Source organism: Pseudomonas sp. ok272, assembly GCF_900109995.1.
Classification (GTDB): domain Bacteria; phylum Pseudomonadota; class Gammaproteobacteria; order Pseudomonadales; family Pseudomonadaceae; genus Aquipseudomonas.
On record NZ_FOCB01000024.1, the window covers coordinates 1 to 18,926 of the forward strand.

Consider the following 18,926-nt stretch of genomic DNA (forward strand, 5'->3'; position numbering starts at 1 on the left):
GCCGTCACGAACACATTGGAGGCCTGGCCGCGAAAGCGGGCCATGGCCGGGACGTTGTGGATGGCGTACATCGGCATCAGGAACAGGATCGCGGCGATGACCGGGCCACCGATGGTTTCGATCATGCCCAGGATGCTTGGATTCAACGTCGCGACAATCCAGCACACCACCAGCATGAACGCCGCCACCATGCGATCCAGGGCCTTGGCGCTCGGACGCTTGCCGGTTTTCACGATCAGGCCTTTCAAGCCCTCGCTGGCACCGATGTAGTGGCCCAGGAACGACTTGGAGATGGCCACGAAGGCAATCAACGGCGCGGCGAAGGCGATGGTCGGGTTGTCGAAGTGGTTGGCCAGGTACGACAGGATCGACAGGTTCTGTGCCTTGGCGTCGGCCAGTTGCGCCGGCGACAAGGTCAGCACGCAACTGAAGACGAAGAACAGCACCATCACCACCATCAGCAGGTGGGCGCGGGACAGGATCTGCGCGCTGCGCTGTTCGGCGTGGGCGCCGTAGCGACGCTTCTGGTCCACGGCGAAGGCCGAGATGATCGGCGAGTGGTTGAACGAGAACACCATCACCGGGATCGCCAGCCACAGGGTGTGCAGCAGCGCCGAAGGCTCGGGCACGGTGCTCGCGGTGGCGAGGATGCCGCCGTTCCAGTGCGGGATCAGGAACACGGCCAGGAACAGCAGTGCGACGATGAACGGATAGACCATCAGGCTCATGGCCTTGACGATCACTTGCTCGCCGCACCGCACCACGGCCAGCAGGCCGAGAATCAGCACCAGTGACAGGACAACCCGCGGTGGCGGCGCGATGTGCAACTGGTGTTCAAGGAAACTGCCCACGGTGTTGGTCAGGGCAACGCTGTAGACCAGCAGGATCGGGAAGATCGCGAAGAAGTACAGCAAGGTGATCAGGGCCCCGGCCTTGATCCCGAAGTGCTCTTCCACCACCTCGGTAATGTCCGCGCCTTCGCGACCGGACAACACGAAGCGGGTCAGGCCACGGTGCGCGTAGAACGTCATGGGGAACGCCAGCAACGCGAGGATCAGCAGCGGCCAGAAACCGCCCAGCCCAGCGTTGATCGGTAAAAACAAGGTGCCCGCGCCAATCGCCGTGCCGAACAGGCCCAGCATCCAGGTGGTGTCATGGCGATCCCAGCCGCTAAGACTTACGGGTGTCGCTGCTGCATAGCGCTCATCGACGCTATTGGCCTGATCATTCATCCGCTCGGGTCTCCGCATTCCGGTTCATTGCCGCACAGCGAGGGCGAACCGGAAAAGTCCGACAGACAGCACCCTCACCGTTACAGGGGCGCGATTGTCCGGGATTCTCTTGAATAAGCAAAGACTTAGCTGAGGAACGGTGCGCTGAACCAGTGGGCTCCGGCGTCTTTTTAGAGGCCGCACAGCGCCTGCCCGGGTCCCATTCCCGGCATGACTGCGCCCTCAATCAGCCTGAGGGCAGCGCCCTTTTTTAAACTAACAACATTAAACAATAGATTAATCCTACAGCGACTTACTTACATCAAGTTCACCTTTCGGCATTTTGTTACAGGGGTTTTCCCACGCATTGAACTCGCTTTATATCAAGCCTATATTCCCCACCACCCTCACAACTAACTAAGCAAGGATTTACTGATGGGAAAATACCCAGCCGTTCTTACCAGCCTGCTTGTTATCGGATTGCTCAACCCACTGACAACCCTTGCACGAACAAGCGAGCGCATTACTGATGCACAAGCACTGGCATCTTCCCCACACTGGTTGACCACCAAGGTTTATATAGAGGGCACCCCCGAGGTAGACGTCAAGGACAAGTATCCCGGTGTAGTGGGCATCTCCATGTGGGACCCCCAGCGCAATCGTTATGAATTCTTCTATACCGATACCCAGTTATCAAAATACGAACAAGGCGGCGGTGGTTACTTCTTTGTCACCGGCGATCAAAAGTCCCACGTCCTGGTCCCTGACAAAGGTTCGGTCCGGACCGTCGCCAGGCGGCTGGAAGTGCTGAACAACCAGGAGTTCACCTACTCGCGCGAAGTCCCTCGCGACATGGTCGAGGGTAATGCACCCGTGCGCATTTATGTGGTTCATGCGCCTTATCACGCCCCGCATATAGGGCCGATAAAAATGCCCCCGCCCGATTAAATCCTTCGCAAGATATCCGTAACTTCACTGCCACCTGATTTCACTACTTATACAACTCCTCTATAACAAGGTATTCCACCATGAAGACTGGATTCGTATCCCTGTTGTTTTCGACATGCCTGCTGGCTGCCACTTTTTCCGGTGGCGCTACTGCGCAATCCGCTGCAACCAAAGATCCGGTGATTAGCGCCGATAATGCCGTGATGCTGACGGTCTTCCTTAAACACGACCAGTCGCGCCCATTAAGTGAACTGCGTGCCCAAATTGCCAAACAGGAGTTTTACAAGGTATTCCCACCGGCGGGCGTAGAAGTGGTTAGTTGGAATATCACCATGGGCATCGGCCAGGTTATCGTCCTACGATTCCCGGCCTCACGCCTGCCTGCGGTCAATCTCGCCGTTGAGAACGGCGCCTGGGGCCCTTATCGCACAGAGTTCTTCCCGACCTATGACTTCAGGGCGATCGCCCAGGCCGAACAAGACAAGGCGCGCCAGACGCCTGCGGGTCAATAACCGCAGCCCCACAGGCCCGTGCCGCGCCGTGGCATGGGCCTGTGGTCGCCAGGCGCAACATTCTTCGTCCCCCCAGCCTTTCACCGGACAAATATGCTCCATAATCCAGGCATCCAACCCCACAACAAGAGCTGCCCAGCATGCCCGCCACCGTCCTGGTACTGGTTGAAACCATCAACGACTATTTACCCATCCTTGAACACCAGGGCTTTCACCTGATCCTCGCGCCGACCCCCGCCGAGCGGGCCCAGGCCATCAGCAGCCAGGGCCGGCATATCGACGCGGTACTGACCCGAGGCCCGCTGGGCTTGTACGCCGAAGAAATCGCCGCCCTGCCCAACCTCAAGATCATTTGCGTGATTGGCGCCGGCTACGAGCATGTCGACCTGCAGGCCGCCAGCGACCGAGGCATCACCGTGACCAATGGCGCCGGGGTCAACGCCCCCTCGGTAGCCGACCACGCCATGGCCCTGCTGCTGGCCCTGGTCCGCGACATTCCCCGCGCCGACGCCGCCGTGCGTCGGGGTGAATGGCCAAAAATCATGCGCCCTTCGCTGGCCGGCAAGCGCCTGGGCATCCTCGGGCTGGGCGCCGTCGGCATGGCCATCGCCAAGCGTGCGTCCGCCGGCTTCGACATGAGCGTCAGCTATCACAACCGCCAGGTGCGCAGCGACGTGCCCTATGAGTTCTGCGCCACCCCCACCGAACTGGCCCGGGCCTCGGACTTCCTGGTCATCTGCACCCCCGGCGGCATTGGCTCTCAGCACCTGATCAACAAGCAGGCACTGGACGCCTTGGGCCCCCACGGTTTTATCGTCAACATCGCCCGGGCCAGCGTCATCGTCACCGCCGATTTGATCAGCGCACTGGAGCAACGGCGTATCGCCGGTGCGGCCCTCGACGTGTTCGATGCCGAACCCCAGGTGCCGGACGCGCTCAAGGTCCTGAACAATGTCATCCTCACGCCCCACGTCGCCGGGCTGTCGCCCGAAGCGCTGCAGGCCACGGTGGAGTTGGTGGGGCAGAACCTGCTGGCGTTCTTCTCCAACCATCCGGTGTTGACGCCAGTCGCGCTGCCGCCCGCCGTGCGGCCTACCGTGCATTGAGGCACTTTCAAACGCCTGTATCAAAAACAATGATTAACCGGCAACACGCTCACCTATAAGGGAGCGCCGTGGTTGTGGCGGCCGGGTGCGCGCATTAGATTGGGCCCCAAAGGCCTCAAGAATCAGCAGAAGGGATAAGCATGGCGCTTAATGACCAGTCCACCCGTATCCGCGCTGGCGAAGAGCTGGATGCCAGCCTGATCGATCCGTACCTCAAGGCGCATATTCCGGGCTTGAGCGGCACGCCCCGGATCAGCCAGTTTCCCGGGGGCGCCTCGAACCTGACCTACCTGCTCGAATACCCCGGCCACGAACTGGTGCTGCGGCGTCCGCCGTTTGGCCACAAGGCCAAGTCCGCCCACGACATGGGCCGCGAGTTCCGCATCCTCAACCAGCTCAAGGACGGCTTCCCGTACTGCCCCAAAGCCTATGTGCACTGTACCGACGAGTCGGTGATCAGTGCCGAGTTCTATGTGATGGAACGGGTCAACGGCATCATCCTGCGCGCCGAACTGCCAACGGAGCTGGGGCTGGATGCGACCAGGACCGAGGCGTTGTGCAAGCGCTTCATCGACACGCTCGTTGAACTGCACCGCGTCGACTACCGCGCCTGCGGCCTGGCTGACCTGGGCAAGCCAGAAGGTTATGTCGCCCGGCAGATCAAGGGATGGAGCGAGCGCTATGAAAAAGCCCTGACCCCGGATGCGCCCCTGTGGGAAACGGTCAAGGCCTGGCTCAACGACAAGATGCCGGCCGATCACCCGACGTCGAGCATCGTGCACAACGACTACCGCTTCGACAACGTGATCCTCGACCCCAACAACCCGATGCAGATCATCGGCGTGCTGGACTGGGAACTGACCACCCTGGGCGATCCGCTGATGGATCTGGGCAACACCCTCGCCTACTGGATCGAAGCCGGCGACCCGCCGCCCGTGCAACTGATGCGCCGCCAGCCAAGCCACGCGCCAGGCATGCTGACGCGTCGCGAATTTGTCGACTACTACGCCGAACGTTCAGGCATCCAGATCGATAACTTCGATTTCTACTACACCTACGGCCTGTTTCGTCTGGCCGGCATCGTGCAGCAGATCTACTACCGCTTCTTCCATGGCCAGACCCAGGACAAACGCTTCGCGCAGTTCATTCACATGAACAAACTGCTGGAGCACATGAGCCTGCAAGTCATCAACAAGTCCAGCCTCTGACCGCCGGCCCCACAACAAGGAAACCTTCATGTCCAAGACTCAGTTGTTCGACCTCGACGGCAAAATCGCTTTCGTTTCCGGCGCCAGCCGGGGCATCGGCGAGGCCATCGCCAAGCTGCTGGCCCAGCAAGGCGCCCACGTGATCGTCTCCAGCCGCAAGCTCGACGGTTGCCAGCATGTGGCGGATGCCATCATCGCCGCCGGCGGCAAGGCCACGGCCGTGGCGTGTCATATCGGCGAGATGGGGCAGATCAATGAAGTGTTCGCTGGGATCCGCGAGCAGTTCGGGCGCCTGGACATCCTGGTCAACAACGCGGCCACCAACCCGCAGTTCTGCAACGTGCTGGACACCGACCTCAGTGCCTTCCAGAAGACCGTCGACGTGAACATCCGGGGCTATTTCTTCATGTCGGTGGAAGCCGGCAAGCTGATGCGCGAGAACGGCGGTGGCAGCATCATCAACGTGGCGTCGATCAATGGGGTTTCACCGGGGGTGTTCCAGGGCATCTACTCGGTGACCAAGGCCGCCGTGATCAACATGACCAAGGTGTTCGCCAAGGAATGCGCGCCGTTCGGCATTCGCTGCAACGCTCTGCTGCCCGGCCTGACCGACACCAAGTTCGCGTCGGCGCTGGTCAAGAACGACGCGATCCTCAAGACCGCCCTGCTGCAGATCCCGCTCAAGCGCGTGGCCGACCCCAGCGAAATGGCCGGCGCGGTGCTGTACCTGGCCAGCGATGCCTCCAGCTACACCACCGGGGTGTCGCTGAATGTCGATGGTGGGTTCTTGTCCTGATGACCTGACCCCTAACCCAAAGTGGGAGCGAGCCTGGATTGAGCCCGTAGGAGCGAGGCTTGCCCGCGAAGAGGCCAGCCCATTCACATCGATGTCGCCAGACTTGCCGCCATCGCCGCCAAGCCGCTCTCGTGCCCACAGGGGATCTGGGTCGGGCGTGGTGGTTGTATTCGCCGCCGGCCTCGCTGATCTCAAATCACCACGTTGCGGATGTAGCGCACGGCAACTGCGCCGTCGTTGCGGTAGGCGTGTCGCACGTTGCTGGCGAAGCTGCAGAACTCGCCGCTCGCCAGGACGCGTTCCTCTTCCCCCAGCACCAGCGTCAGGCTGCCTTCGAAGACAAACACCTGCACGCTCCAGTTATCGGGGTCGGTTTCTGACACGTAGTGTTCGCCCGGCTCCAGACGCCACTGCCACAGTTCGACCTCGCGGCTGGCGCTGGCCTTGGCCAGCAGCACGGCGTGGCTGCCCGTGACCACGCCGGCCCACGCCACCTCGTTGATGCGGCTCGGGTCCGGGGCATCATGGGCCTGAATCAGGTCACTGAAGGCCACATCCAGCGCGGCAGCGACGCGGTCGAGGGTGGTCAGGCTGACGTTTTTCTCGCCCGCCTCGATGTCCACCAGCATCCGCCGACTGACCCCGGACTTCTCCGCCAGCGCGCTCTGGCTCAGCAGGGCCCGCAAGCGCAGGCGCCGGACATTCTGGCTGACGTGTTGGAGGACGGAGGCGCGTGGCCCGGAATCTCTGTGCACTGTATTGCTCACCTGATGGGGCTGGGCAGTATACTGCCCAGCGGCCGGCGCATTGTGCGTCGCACCCAAGGGAGCGCGCAAGACCATGACGTCGATGAACACCCCCACCCCTGCGCCCGCCTTCCTGGGCTTGAGCAAGGCCGAGTGCGTGCTGGTGCTGATCACCATGATCTGGGGCGCCACCTTCCTACTGATCCAGATGACGATGACCGTCAGCGGCCCGATGTTTTTCGTCGGCCTGCGGTTTGCCGCCGCGGCCCTCATCGTCGCGCTGTTCTCCTGGCGCATCCTGGGTGAACTGACCTTGTTCGAAGTCAAGGCGGGGGTGTTCATCGGCGTGGCGATCATGATCGGCTACGGCCTGCAAACCGTCGGTTTGCAGACCATTCTCAGTAGCCAGTCGGCGTTCATCACCGCGCTCTACGTGCCCTTCGTTCCGCTGCTGCAATGGCTGGTGCTGGGTCGCCGTCCCGGCTTGATGCCGAGCATTGGCATCATGCTGGCGTTTGCCGGGCTGATGCTGATCTCGGGTCCCGCCGGGGCCTCGCTGGATTTCAGCAGCGGTGAGATCGTCACCCTGATCAGCGCCGTGGCGATTGCCGCCGAGATCATCCTGATCAGCAGTTACGCCGGGCGCGTCGATGTGCGCCGGGTGACGGTGGTGCAATTGGCGACCACCTCGGTGCTGGCGTTTGCGATGATCGTTCCCACCCAGGAAGCCTTGCCGTCGTTTTCCTGGTTCCTGCTGGCCAGTGCCCTGGGCCTGGGGGCGTCCAGCGCGGTCATCCAATTGGCGATGAACTGGGCGCAGAAAAGCGTCTCGCCGACCCGCGCCACCTTGATCTATGCCGGCGAGCCGGTCTGGGCCGGGATTGTCGGGCGCATTGCCGGGGAACGGCTGCCGGGGTTGGCATTGCTGGGAGCGGCGTTGATTGTGCTGGCGGTGATTGTCAGCGAGTTGAAGACTAAACGGGCGGTTGAAGTCCAGGCGTAGCCCCCCAGCGATGTCACTGAATCCCCGCTCAAAGGCGTCAGCCCGGTAGCGAAACAATGTAAAACCAGCATTTTCAGCTTACCTTGTAGGATCCTGCCACAGCTTGGCAGTTGGTGATCCGGGGCTCGGCACGTATGATTCCTCACAAACTTACGCAGAATAGAAGCCTATGTCCCTGATAGTTCTACTGCTTTTGCCTTTTATTGGCAGCTGTCTGGCGGCTTTGCTGCCGCACAACGCACGTAACGCTGAATCGATTCTGGCTGGCCTGATCGCCTTGATTGGCACCGTCCAGGTGGCCTTGCTGTACCCGCAGATCGCCGATGGCGGCGTGATTCGCGAAGAATTCTTCTGGTTGCCCAGCCTGGGCTTGAACTTCGTCCTGCGCATGGACGGCTTCGCCTGGCTGTTCTCCCTGCTGGTGCTGGGCATCGGCTCCCTGGTGTCGCTGTATGCGCGCTACTACATGTCGCCGGATGACCCGGTGCCGCGCTTCTTTGCCTTCTTCCTGGCGTTCATGGGCGCCATGCTCGGGCTGGTGATCTCCGGCAACCTGATCCAAATGGTGTTCTTCTGGGAACTGACCAGCCTCTTCTCCTTCCTGTTGATTGGCTACTGGCACCACCGCGCCGACGCCCGGCGCGGCGCCTACATGGCGCTGATGGTCACCGGTGCGGGCGGTCTATGCCTGCTGGCGGGGGTCATGCTGCTCGGCCATGTGGTGGGCAGCTACGACCTTGACAAGGTCCTGGCCGCCGGCGACCTGATTCGCGCCCATACCCTCTACCCCATCCTGTTGCCCCTGATCCTGATCGGCGCCTTGAGCAAAAGCGCCCAGTTCCCCTTCCACTTCTGGCTCCCCCACGCCATGGCCGCGCCCACACCGGTCTCGGCCTACCTGCACTCGGCGACGATGGTCAAGGCTGGGGTGTTCCTGCTGGCCCGGTTGTGGCCGTCGTTGTCGGGCAGTGAAGAATGGTTCTACATCGTCAGCGGGGCCGGCGCCTGTACGCTGTTGCTCGGCGCCTATTGCGCGATGTTCCAGAACGACCTCAAGGGCCTGCTGGCCTACTCGACCATCAGCCACCTGGGCCTGATCACCCTGCTGCTGGGCCTCAACAGCCCGCTGGCGGCGGTCGCGGCAGTGTTCCACATCCTCAACCACGCGACCTTCAAGGCTTCACTGTTCATGGCCGCCGGGATCATCGACCACGAAAGCGGTACCCGTGACATCCGCAAGCTCAATGGCCTGATCCGCCTGATCCCGTTCACCGCGACCCTGGCCATGGTGGCCAGCGCCTCGATGGCCGGCGTGCCGCTGCTCAATGGCTTCCTGTCCAAAGAGATGTTCTTCGCCGAAACCGTGTTCATCAACGCCACGGCCTGGGTCGAGACCAGCCTGCCGATCATCGCCACCATCGCCGGCACGTTCAGCGTCGCTTATTCACTGCGCTTTACCGTGGACGTGTTCTTTGGCCCGACCGCCACCGACCTGCCCCACACCCCGCACGAGCCGCCGCACTGGATGCGTGCGCCGGTGGAGTTGCTGGTGTTCACCTGCCTGATCGTCGGGATCTTCCCGGCACAGGTGGTCGGCCCGCTGCTGGCGGCCGCCGCGTTGCCCGTGGTGGGCGGCACGCTGCCGGAGTACAGCCTGGCGATCTGGCACGGCCTCAACGCCCCGATGATCATGAGCCTGGTCGCCATGGGCGGCGGTATCGTCCTCTACTTGCTGCTGCGCAACCCACTCAAGCAAGGGCGCTTCAACTACCCGCCACTGATTGGCCGACTCGACGGCAAGCAACTATTCGAGCGCTGCCTGGTGAGCATGATGCGCCTGGCCCGCACGCTGGAAGGCCGCATCAGCACCAAGCGCCTGCAAACCCAGCTGTTCCTGCTGGTGCTGGCGGCCGTGCTGGCGGGCTTGATCCCGATGCTGCACAGCCACCTGAGCTGGGGCGACCGACCGAAGATCCCGGGCTCCATCGTATTCGTCACCCTGTGGCTGCTGGCGATTGCCTGCGCCCTGGGCGCCGCCTGGCAAGCCAAGTATCACCGTCTCGCGGCCCTGACCATGGTCAGCGTCTGCGGCATGGTGACGTGCATCACCTTCGTCTGGTTCTCGGCGCCGGACCTGGCCTTGACCCAACTGGTGGTCGAGGTGGTGACCACGGTGCTGATCCTGCTGGGCCTGCGCTGGTTGCCACGGCGGATCGAAGACGTCTCGCCACTGCCCGGCAGCGTGCCCAAGGCGCGAATTCGCCGCCTGCGCGACCTGGCGCTGTCGGTTGCCGTCGGCCTGGGCATGGCCGTGTTGTCCTACGCCATGCTAACCCGCCAGACCCCCAACGACATTTCGTCGTTCTACCTCAGTCGCGCCCTGCCCGAAGGCGGTGGCACCAATGTGGTGAATGTGATGCTGGTGGACTTCCGGGGCTTCGATACCCTGGGGGAAATCACCGTACTGGTGGCCGTGGCGCTGGCGGTGTACGCGCTGCTGCGACGCTTCCGCCCACCCAAGGAAAGCATGCAACTGCCGGCGCAACAGCGCCTGCTGGCGCCCGACGTGGTCACCGACCTGGTCAACCCGCGCCACGCCAGCGATACCGCCCTGGGCTTCATGATGGTGCCGGCTGTGCTGGTGCGCCTGTTGCTGCCGATCGCCCTGGTGGTGTCGTTCTATCTGTTCATGCGCGGACACAACCAGCCCGGCGGCGGCTTTGTCGCCGGGCTGGTGATGTCGGTGGCGTTCATCCTGCAGTACATGGTCGCCGGCACCCAATGGGTCGAGGCACAAATGAGCCTGCGCCCCGTGCGCTGGATGGGCACCGGGCTGCTGTTCGCCACGGTCACCGGCCTGGGAGCGATGGTCGCCGGCTATCCGTTCCTCACCACCCACACCTGGCACTTCAGCCTGCCGCTGCTGGGCGACATCCACATCGCCAGCGCGCTGTTCTTCGACGTTGGCGTGTACGCCGTGGTCGTTGGCTCGACGCTGCTGATCCTGACCGCACTGGCGCACCAATCGGTGCGAGGCCACAAGCCCACCAGCCAGTCAAAACCCGCTGCGCAACCGACGGTAGGAGCCGCCTGATGGAAGAAGTCATCGCAATTGCCATTGGCGTACTCGCGGCCTCCGGGGTGTGGCTGGTGCTGCGGCCACGGACCTTCCAGGTGGTGATGGGCCTGTGCCTGCTCTCTTATGGAGTCAACCTGTTCATCTTCAGCATGGGCAGCCTGTTCATCGGCAAGGAGCCCATCGTCAAGGACGGCGTGCCACAGGACTTGCTGCACTACACCGACCCGCTGCCCCAGGCGCTGGTCCTCACCGCCATCGTCATCAGCTTCGCCATGACCGCGTTGTTCCTGGTGGTGCTGCTGGCCTCCCGGGGCCTGACCGGGACCGACCATGTGGATGGCCGGGAGCCTAAAGAATGAGCCTGATGCCCCATCTGATCGTTGCCCCGATCCTGCTGCCGCTGCTGACGGCCGCCCTGATGCTGATGCTCGGCGAGAAACACCGCCCCCTCAAGGCCCGCCTCAACCTGTTCTCCAGCCTGCTGGGCCTGGGCATCTCGGTGCTGCTGTTGCTCTGGACCCAGCAACAAGACGGTCCCGATTCGATCGGCGTCTACCTGCCGGCCAACTGGCAGGTGCCCTTCGGCATCGTGCTGGTGGTCGACCGCCTCTCGGCGCTGATGCTGGTGCTGACCGGGATCATTGGCGTCAGTGCCCTGGTATTCGCCATGGCTCGCTGGGACAAGGCCGGCTCGAGCTTCCACGCCCTGTTCCAGATCCAGTTGATGGGCCTGTACGGGGCCTTCCTGACGGCGGACCTGTTCAACCTGTTCGTGTTCTTCGAAGTGCTGCTGGCCGCCTCCTATGGCCTGATGTTGCATGGCTCGGGGCGCAAGCGGGTGTCGGCGGGGTTGCATTACATCTCGATCAACCTGCTGGCCTCGTCGCTGTTCCTGATTGGCGCGGCGCTGATCTACGGCGTCACCGGCACCCTGAACATGGCTGACCTGGCGGTGAAGATCCCGCTGGTGTCCGAGGCCGATCGCGGCCTGCTGCACGCCGGTGCCGGCATCCTGGCGGTGGCGTTCCTGGCCAAGGCCGGGATGTGGCCCCTGAACTTTTGGCTGGTGCCGGCCTACTCCTCGGCCAGCGCGCCGGTGGCGGCGATGTTCGCGATCATGACCAAGGTCGGCGTGTACACCCTGCTGCGCCTGTGGACCTTGCTGTTCTCCGGGCAAGCCGGCGCGTCGTCGTACTTTGGCGGCGAGTGGCTGATCTACGGCGGCATGGCCACCATCGTCTGCGCGGCCCTGGCGATTCTCTCGGCCCGACGCCTGGAGCGCATGGCCAGCCTGAGCATCCTGGTGTCGGCGGGGATCCTGCTGTCGGCCATCGGCTTCGCCCAGCCGAACCTGGTGGGTGCGGCCTTGTTCTACCTGGTCAGCTCGACACTGGCACTGAGCGCGCTGTTCCTGCTGGCCGAGTTGATCGAGCGCTCGCGCACGGCCATCGAAATCCCGCTGGACGATGAAATCGAAGCCTTGCCTCGACCGCTGGAGCCCTCGCTGCCGACCAAAGGCACCAACCTCGACGACGAGCAGCAGGCCGTGGTCGGCCAGGTGATTCCCTGGACCATGGCGTTCCTGGGCTTGAGCTTCATCGCCTGCGCCCTGCTGATCATTGGCATGCCGCCGCTCTCCGGGTTCATCGGCAAGCTCGCGCTGCTGAGCGCCCTGCTCAATCCACTGGGCTTCGGGGCCTCGGCGGGCCAGCCGATTTCCAGCGCGGCCTGGAGCCTGTTGGCGCTGCTGATTCTCTCGGGGCTGGCCTCGCTGATCGCCTTCTCACGCCTGGGCATCCAGCGTTTCTGGACCCCCGAAGAGCGCCCCTCGCCGGTGCTGCGCCGTCTTGAGTGCGTGCCGATCTTTGCCCTGCTGGGCTTGAGTATCCTGCTGACGTTCAAGGCTGAACCGCTGATGCGCTATACCCAGGCCGCCGCTGACAGCTTGAACGATCCGACGCAATACGTGATGGCCGTACTCGGCACCCGCGTCGTACCCAACCCCGAGACCCACGCGACGATCCAGGCGGTGCAACCATGAAGCGCCTGTTCCCTGCGCCGTGGCTGTCGCTGGCCCTGTGGGTGCTGTGGCTGGTACTGAACCTGTCGCTCAGCCCGGGCAACCTGGTGCTGGGCGCCATCCTCGGCTTCTGCGCGCCCCTGATGATGCGCAAGCTGCGCCCGCTGCCGATCCGCATTCGCCGTCCCGGGGTGATCCTGCGCCTGTTCCTGCGGGTCGGACTGGACGTGCTGGTCTCCAACCTGGCCGTGGCCTGGGGCGTCTTGAACGCCGGGCGCACGCCGCCGCGCTCACGCTTTATCAAGGTGCCACTGGACCTGCGCGACGCCAACGGCCTGGCGGCACTGTCGATGATCACCACCGTGGTGCCCGGCACCGTGTGGTCGGAGCTGGCGCTGGACCGCAGCATCCTGTTGCTGCACGTCTGGGACCTGGCTGACGAGGCGAGTTTCATCGAACACTTCAAGACCGCCTATGAACGTCCCCTGATGGAGATTTTCGAATGAGTGCCCTGCTCTCCAATGCCGTCGTGCTGAGCCTGTTCATTTTCTCGCTGGCCATGGTGCTGACCCTGATCCGGCTGTTCCAGGGCCCGTCGGCCCAGGACCGGGTCCTGGCGCTGGACTACCTGTACATCATCGCCATGCTGATGATGCTGGTGCTGGGCATCCGTTATGCCAGTGACACGTACTTCGAGGCGGCGCTGCTGATCGCGCTGTTCGGCTTCGTCGGTTCCTTCGCCCTGGCCAAATTCCTGCTGCGTGGCGAGGTGATCGAATGAACGAATTGGAGCAATTGCCCCTGTGGGTGGAGATCCTGGTGGCCATCCTGCTGGTGGTCAGCAGCCTGTGCGCGCTGATCGGCGCCATCGGCCTGCTGCGCCTCAAGGACTTCTTCCAGCGCATGCACCCGCCCGCCCTGGCCTCGACCCTGGGCGCCTGGTGCGTGGCACTGGCGTCGATCGCCTACTTCTCGGCGCTCAAGCACAGCCCAGTGCTGCACGCCTGGCTGATCCCGATACTGCTGGCGATCACCATGCCGGTCACCACCCTGCTGCTGGCCCGCACGGCGTTGTTCCGCAAGCGCATGGCCGGCGATGACGTGCCGAGCGAGATCAGTAGCCGGCGCACCGACAGCGGCAGCTAGTACACCGCAAGCCCTGAGGCTTGTGTCTTGATCTGGGAATAAACTCTGAGGTGAGAGGGGTGGATTCCTTGTAGGAGCGAAGCTTGCCCGCGAAGGCGGTAAACCTGACGACATTGATGTTGGATGGACTGGCCGGTTCGCGGGCAAGCCTCGCTCCTACGGGCTCACCCAGATTCCTGTGGGAGCGAGACCGGCTTGCCGGCGATGGCGGTGACGAGCGGCATGGCTAACAGTTGCTCCCACCTTGATTGGACCTCAGGCCCAGGCCACTGCCAGCAAGCCCGCTCCCAGCACCACACACAACGGCGAATAGGCCCAGGTGTCGAGACGGGCGAATCGGGACCCGACGTGTTCCTTGAAGAAGCCCACCAGGCTCGAATCGCCGATGGCCCGGGCGAACATCAGCAAGGCAATCGCGCTGATCAGCCATTGCAGCGACCAATGGTCTATCGCTGGCACCAGAAAGCCGACCCGAAGGCTCACCAACACGGCAATCAACAGCAGTGCCAGCGCCACCGCCAGGGTCACTAGGGGGGAAGGTTTGAAAGCGGGCCGCAGCCCCGCTCCCGCCCCGTCCAACACCTGTGGCACCACCGCATCACTGGCCCATCGACCGCCCAGCGCCCAATACACGTGGATCAGGCTCATCAGTACGAAGGTGGTGACGACCCACTGGGCAAGCACAAACGTCATGATCAAGGCTCCTTCAATCGTTGACAGGAAAAAAAGACAGCCTAGACCACACGACTTGCCGGCGCGTTGCGCTCCATCAATACCCGCGTCATCACAGGCTAGCCGCCACCTTGTCCGCTACGTCCTTGGGCAACCAGGCGCGCCAGACATCCGGGTGCGCGCGCATGAACGCCTCGGCGGCCTGGCGTGGCGGGGTATGTTGCTCACTCATCTCGGCCAGAGCCTTGTTCAGCGGGTCGATGGGCAGATCGACCTGGGCGAAGAACGCGGCGAGCTGCGGGTATTGCTGCTGGAACGGCGCAGACACCCCAATCGATAGCTTGGAGGCCAGGGAACGGCTGGGCTTGGGATTGGGGTTGTTGGGGTCGGTCAGGGTTTTCCAGGCCTCGGCGTCGAAGGGCGGCTCTTGCAGCTGGATCAGCGTGTAGCGCCCCAGCAACGGCGTGGGTGACCAGTAATAGAACAGAATCGGCTTGCCACGGCGGATCGATGAGGTGATCTCGGCGTCCAGCGCCGCACCCGAGCCACTGCGAAAGTTGACGTAGCTGTCGCTCAGCCCATAGGCCTTGAGCTTCTGCTGGTTGACCACTTCCGAGGTCCAGCCGATGGGGCTGTTGAGAAACCGCCCCTTGCCGGGGGTCTCGGGGTCGCTGAACACGTCTTTGTAGCGCGGCAGGTCCGCGACGCTGCGCAGGTCCGGCGCCAGGGGCTTGATGCCCTTGGCTGGGTCGCCCTTGATCACATACGCCGGCACCCACCACCCTTCAGTGGCGCCCTTGACGATGTCGCCCAGGCTCACCACCTTGCCTTCGGCTTCAGCCTTGACCCATACCGGACTGCGACCGGCCCATTCTTCGCCAATGACCTGGATGTCATTGTTGGCCAGCGCGGTTTCCAGGGTGATCGTCGTCCCTGGCAGGGTGTCCGTCGGCAGGCCGTAGCCCTTCTCGACGATGATTCGCAGGATATCGGTGATCAGGCTGCCGCTTTCCCAATTCAGGTCCGCGAAGTGGATCGGGGCCTGGGCGGCGGAGGCCATACCCGGCGATGCCCACACACTGAGCGTGGTCAATAGGCTGACCAACAGCCGTCGAAATCCTTTCATGCATTGCACCTCGTGCTGTTCACAGCAATAACAGGACGGCGTTGTGCTTAATGTCACAAGCCCTGGCGCTACTTGAGTCCATTGACTGTAGTAGAGGTTCCTGTTTCTTCGAGGACGGGGTGTTACTGAGTGATTCGTTACTCGCTGGCCTTGAACTTCACCAGTTCGCCTTTGCTCCACTTCGCAACCTTGGCCGTGACAGCTTTGAGGGTCTTGGTCAGGCCTTCCTGCAGTTGCTCGTGGGCCGCGAACACCGTCACCACGCTGTGACCTTCCTTGAACACAATGGCATGCCCATCGGCCGTGGTGACAAACGCGTAATCGCCCAAACCGTAGACCGTCAGTTTGATCTCGCGAAACTTGATCTCCAACTTGCCACCTTCGCGGCTGGGCAATACGGCGGCGCGAAAATGATCACCGACCTTGAGTTCAAGGCGCTGCTTGTCGTCCACCACCAGGGCAGACTCGGTATCGATCTCCGCGACGTAGATACCTTCCGGGGACTGCTCGGTGACATAGACAAAGCGCGATTGAAACTGTTTAACCAGCTTTGCCCGCAGATCACCGAGTACGAACAACGCATGCATATCGAGATTACTTACTGCCAAGGAAACATCCCCACATCAGAAAATGACACTGCCTACAGAAAACAAGCAGCACAAAAAAGGGCCGTACCAAAAAATATCGCATCAATGGTTCAGGCTGAACGCGTGAAGTCGCCGCAAAGCACTTCATCACCGAGCAGAAGCAGATTACTGGTTGGCTACTGCCACCGTCTTCTCAGAAGGTCGTCAGATGTTGAGAGAAAACGGACTTCCAACAGCCAGAGATTGTTGGATTACCAATATCAGAGACAAAACGCCTTGAGAAAAGCATTTTTCTGACATATCGCTCGAAGAAAATTGCTTTAGATGGGCACCAGCCTCCCGCCAGCGAGGGCAATTCTAGAGCAGCCATGCACCTCTAGACCACTGAAAACGACGCGCTGTACTCAGCGCACCATAGAAAGGGACTTCAGATGAATGCACAGAATCTGGCTCAACAGCCCATAAACACCAGCGCCAACACGCTACAACCGCCTATTCACGAGGTGTTCGTCCACCCCGGCAACACCCTGCAAGCACCTGGGCGCCAGCGTTATCAGGTAATACTTGCAGGAAACCGTTTTTTTCATATTAAGGAAACCGCCACTGGTCGCGTAAGAGGTTTCCGCGCAGACCATAACGAGGCCTGCGCCCTCGCTCGCAACCTGGAAGCAAGCCACTGACTCAGCCCTCACCCGCGGCGGCGCAGGCGTTTCGTCATCTCATTGACATAACTGCGCCACCCGCTCGCAACAACTGCCATACTGCCCGACCATTCAAAGCGGGCTCGTCCTACGGGTTGCCTTGAAACAACAGAATAATTTCCAAGGGAAGGCGCACGTGACGGAATTTGATATCGGCGAATTTTACATTCGGGGTGAAGCCAGGGAAGTCGATGGTGAATTCCAGGCCGTCATTGTAATGCGCGCCAAACCGCCACTGTCCGCCGTCACCTACCACCAGGTGGAAAAAGACCGCTGGTTCAAGTCCTCGGACACGGCGGCAGTCGCTGCCAGGGAATCGGCCAAGGCCTTGAAGCTGGCCGTGGATGAAGGTGCACTGAAAGCCTGATCGAACGGCCACCCTCCGGGCCTGCTCATCCCCTCATGCAGCCAGGCTGCTGGCTACGCGGCACTCAGTTGTGCCAGCCAAGCCGCCTTGCACTCCTCCGCTTCCTGGCGGCTGGCAAACGCCGTCCCGCGCTGTTCGCCGTTGAGCAACACAACCCAGCACACACCTTGCCCCTTTGCCCGCAATCCAGCCGGCACACCTGTGCCAATCATCACCGCAACATCGACTTTGCCTTGCATAAGCACGCTCGAAATTTCATTAGCCACCTAACGATACAGGCATATTAATGAATCCCCGAGGATGAACATAGCCGCGTACCTGCACTGCTTTCTTGCGCAGACTGCAACAATCCGCGCGACTCACTGAAGTGTCAGACACACGAATGCAAAGATCGCCGCCTACCACACCCTCAACGCGTCATCGCGCAGAAGGGCTGGCAGGCAGCGATCTTTTAAGACAGCCAGGTTGCGGGCTGTCGGTATGAATCAGGCCTGACGCTGGTGCTTGTCGATTTGCTCGTGACGCTCTTGAGCTTCGATGCAGTACTTGGTGGTCGGGCTGATCAGCAGGCGCTTGAGGCCAATCGCCTCGCCGCTGTCGTCACACCAGCCAAAGCTATCGTCGCCGATGCGTTCCAGGGCACGTTCCAGTTGCGGCAGCATGCGCTGATCGCGGTCAATGGCGTTCACCAACCAGGTGCGCTCTTCTTCGACCGACGCGGCGTCTGCCGGGTCCGCCGGGGTGTCCAGGCTTTCAATGGCGATTCGGTTCTGTTCGATACGCTCATGGGTTTCGACTTTCATGGACTGCAACAGCTCGGAGAAGAAAGCGTGTTGCTCGGCATTCATGTAGTCATCCGCCGGCATGGCCAGCAACTTATCCTTGGTCATTGGTATCTCTATAAAAAACGTGCATTAAGGCGAATCAGGGAGCGTTCCGGTCGACCGGTGGGGTCTCGCAAAGGCAACGTACATTCCAAGCGCCACCCGGCACTCAATTTACGAGGGGCGGCAGTCTAAGGCCGAGTTGATGCCTCAGCAACCGAAAAGACAGGGAATTGGTCTGGCAATGCCCTTAATTTGCTCTACGGCAAGCTTCAGGCGTGCATCGGAGTGCGTTTATAGCAAGAAATTCCCTCCAGCGGCGGTATATAGAAGACAACTGGCCTTTTCGACCGCCAGCGACTAGTCCCTCGGAGGATGTTTGCCGGCGCTGAGGTTGCAAGAACTCATCGCACTCCATGCACTCAGATGATCCATCGCATGCGCGGATGGGGAGCCGCTTGCACCCTGATCCGCCAGTGAACACACAACCTTTGTGGCGCGAGCCTGCTCGCTCCCACCTTGGCCTACGACGCACACACATCCGCTCCCTGCACGTGCATCCTTCCCCCGTCTCAATTGAACAGCGCATTTGACGAACGGTCACCCGAGTGTTCAGATGCGCCCAGTTTCAGGTGTCCCATGCCGCTGTGCATGGGGTGAAACGGGAAACCGGTGCGCCCTTCAAGGGTTAGTCCGGTGCTGCCCCCGCAACGGTAAGCGAGTGACGCGTTCGATACACCACTGGGCCTCAGGGCCTGGGAAGGTGAACGCTTCAAGCCTCGCAAGCCCGGAGACCGGCCTGGAATTTCTGTTTGGCAAACCTGCGGTGGGCGGGCATGGGCCGGTATTGGCGCGTGTCCGGTACTTTCTCTTG

20 protein-coding genes, 1 pseudogene and 1 riboswitch are annotated in these 18,926 nt (G+C 61.9%); of the genes and pseudogenes, 14 read left to right on the forward strand and 7 right to left on the reverse strand.

The window, feature by feature from the left end:
- Positions 1–1,232: serine/threonine transporter (locus BMW74_RS23090; protein ID WP_093426478.1), on the reverse strand; the 1,232-nt coding region annotated here is incomplete at its 3' end.
- A 414-nt stretch (positions 1,233–1,646) separates the two neighbouring features.
- On the opposite strand from BMW74_RS23090, the gene BMW74_RS23095 reads away from it, so the two are divergent.
- The 5 genes from BMW74_RS23095 (at position 1,647) to BMW74_RS23115 (ending at position 5,781) form a co-directional block, all read left to right on the forward strand.
- Positions 1,647–2,159 carry a DUF4822 domain-containing protein gene (locus BMW74_RS23095; protein WP_093426445.1) on the forward strand — a complete coding sequence of 171 codons (513 nt, stop codon included), beginning with the start codon at positions 1,647–1,649 and terminating at the stop codon, positions 2,157–2,159.
- 80 nt (positions 2,160–2,239) lie between these two features.
- Entirely contained in the window at positions 2,240–2,671 is a 432-nt protein-coding gene (locus BMW74_RS23100; protein ID WP_093426446.1) for a hypothetical protein, read from the forward strand.
- A 140-nt stretch (positions 2,672–2,811) separates the two neighbouring features.
- The gene (locus BMW74_RS23105) at positions 2,812–3,777 is read left to right on the forward strand and encodes a 2-hydroxyacid dehydrogenase (RefSeq protein ID WP_093426447.1); all 966 of its coding nucleotides are present in this window, start codon (positions 2,812–2,814) and stop codon (positions 3,775–3,777) included.
- Between the two features lie 140 nt (positions 3,778–3,917).
- Positions 3,918–4,985 carry a phosphotransferase family protein gene (locus tag BMW74_RS23110; RefSeq protein WP_093426448.1) on the forward strand — a complete coding sequence of 356 codons (1,068 nt, stop codon included), beginning with the start codon at positions 3,918–3,920 and terminating at the stop codon, positions 4,983–4,985.
- A 28-nt stretch (positions 4,986–5,013) separates the two neighbouring features.
- A complete protein-coding gene (locus BMW74_RS23115) occupies positions 5,014–5,781 on the forward strand; it encodes an SDR family oxidoreductase (RefSeq protein WP_093426449.1) in 768 nt (255 codons plus the stop codon).
- A 191-nt stretch (positions 5,782–5,972) separates the two neighbouring features.
- On the opposite strand, the gene BMW74_RS23120 is transcribed toward BMW74_RS23115, so the two are convergent.
- Positions 5,973–6,536, reverse strand: a complete 564-nt coding sequence (locus tag BMW74_RS23120; RefSeq protein WP_093426450.1) for a helix-turn-helix domain-containing protein — start codon at positions 6,534–6,536, stop codon at positions 5,973–5,975.
- A gap of 15 nt (positions 6,537–6,551) precedes the next feature.
- Here BMW74_RS23120 and BMW74_RS23125 point away from each other — a divergent pair.
- The 7 genes and pseudogenes from BMW74_RS23125 to BMW74_RS23155 all read left to right on the forward strand — a co-directional run bounded on the left by BMW74_RS23125 (position 6,552) and on the right by BMW74_RS23155 (position 13,775).
- Positions 6,552–7,530: pseudogene (locus tag BMW74_RS23125) on the forward strand (DMT family transporter).
- A gap of 169 nt (positions 7,531–7,699) precedes the next feature.
- Entirely contained in the window at positions 7,700–10,624 is a 2,925-nt protein-coding gene (locus BMW74_RS23130; protein ID WP_093426451.1) for a monovalent cation/H+ antiporter subunit A, read from the forward strand.
- Positions 10,624–10,968: a Na+/H+ antiporter subunit C gene (locus BMW74_RS23135; RefSeq protein ID WP_093426452.1), complete on the forward strand. Its 345-nt coding sequence runs from the start codon at positions 10,624–10,626 to the stop codon at positions 10,966–10,968. Before BMW74_RS23130 ends, BMW74_RS23135 begins: the two co-directional genes overlap by 1 nt.
- Positions 10,965–12,650, forward strand: a complete 1,686-nt coding sequence (locus tag BMW74_RS23140; RefSeq protein ID WP_093426453.1) for a monovalent cation/H+ antiporter subunit D — start codon at positions 10,965–10,967, stop codon at positions 12,648–12,650. The genes BMW74_RS23135 and BMW74_RS23140 overlap by 4 nt, the downstream gene beginning before the upstream one ends.
- A complete protein-coding gene (locus BMW74_RS23145; protein WP_093426454.1) occupies positions 12,647–13,135 on the forward strand; it encodes a Na+/H+ antiporter subunit E in 489 nt (162 codons plus the stop codon). The genes BMW74_RS23140 and BMW74_RS23145 overlap by 4 nt, the downstream gene beginning before the upstream one ends.
- Positions 13,132–13,410, forward strand: coding sequence for a K+/H+ antiporter subunit F (locus BMW74_RS23150; RefSeq protein ID WP_093426455.1), 279 nt, complete (start codon positions 13,132–13,134; stop codon positions 13,408–13,410). Before BMW74_RS23145 ends, BMW74_RS23150 begins: the two co-directional genes overlap by 4 nt.
- Positions 13,407–13,775 carry a Na+/H+ antiporter subunit G gene (locus BMW74_RS23155; protein WP_093426456.1) on the forward strand — a complete coding sequence of 123 codons (369 nt, stop codon included), beginning with the start codon at positions 13,407–13,409 and terminating at the stop codon, positions 13,773–13,775. Before BMW74_RS23150 ends, BMW74_RS23155 begins: the two co-directional genes overlap by 4 nt.
- 255 nt (positions 13,776–14,030) lie before the next feature.
- Here BMW74_RS23155 and BMW74_RS23160 read toward each other — a convergent pair whose 3' ends face one another.
- The 3 genes from BMW74_RS23160 to BMW74_RS23170 all read right to left on the reverse strand — a co-directional run bounded on the left by BMW74_RS23160 (position 14,031) and on the right by BMW74_RS23170 (position 16,160).
- A complete protein-coding gene (locus BMW74_RS23160) occupies positions 14,031–14,468 on the reverse strand; it encodes a DUF3995 domain-containing protein (RefSeq protein WP_093426457.1) in 438 nt (145 codons plus the stop codon).
- A gap of 91 nt (positions 14,469–14,559) precedes the next feature.
- Entirely contained in the window at positions 14,560–15,573 is a 1,014-nt protein-coding gene (locus BMW74_RS23165) for an ABC transporter substrate-binding protein (protein ID WP_093426458.1), read from the reverse strand.
- Between the two features lie 137 nt (positions 15,574–15,710).
- The gene (locus BMW74_RS23170; protein ID WP_093426459.1) at positions 15,711–16,160 is read right to left on the reverse strand and encodes a hypothetical protein; all 450 of its coding nucleotides are present in this window, start codon (positions 16,158–16,160) and stop codon (positions 15,711–15,713) included.
- A 431-nt stretch (positions 16,161–16,591) separates the two neighbouring features.
- Here BMW74_RS23170 and BMW74_RS23175 point away from each other — a divergent pair, with 431 nt between their 5' ends.
- On the forward strand, positions 16,592–16,840 hold the full coding sequence (locus BMW74_RS23175; RefSeq protein ID WP_093426460.1) for a hypothetical protein: 249 nt from the start codon (positions 16,592–16,594) through the stop codon (positions 16,838–16,840).
- Between the two features lie 157 nt (positions 16,841–16,997).
- A complete protein-coding gene (locus tag BMW74_RS23180; RefSeq protein WP_093426461.1) occupies positions 16,998–17,228 on the forward strand; it encodes a hypothetical protein in 231 nt (76 codons plus the stop codon).
- Between the two features lie 53 nt (positions 17,229–17,281).
- On the opposite strand, the gene BMW74_RS23185 is transcribed toward BMW74_RS23180, so the two are convergent.
- On the reverse strand, positions 17,282–17,467 hold the full coding sequence (locus BMW74_RS23185; RefSeq protein WP_093426462.1) for a hypothetical protein: 186 nt from the start codon (positions 17,465–17,467) through the stop codon (positions 17,282–17,284).
- Between the two features lie 246 nt (positions 17,468–17,713).
- Positions 17,714–18,118: a TraR/DksA family transcriptional regulator gene (locus BMW74_RS23190; RefSeq protein ID WP_093426463.1), complete on the reverse strand. Its 405-nt coding sequence runs from the start codon at positions 18,116–18,118 to the stop codon at positions 17,714–17,716.
- A 547-nt stretch (positions 18,119–18,665) separates the two neighbouring features.
- A riboswitch (cobalamin riboswitch) is annotated at positions 18,666–18,870 on the forward strand.
- Positions 18,871–18,926 lie beyond the last annotated feature (56 nt).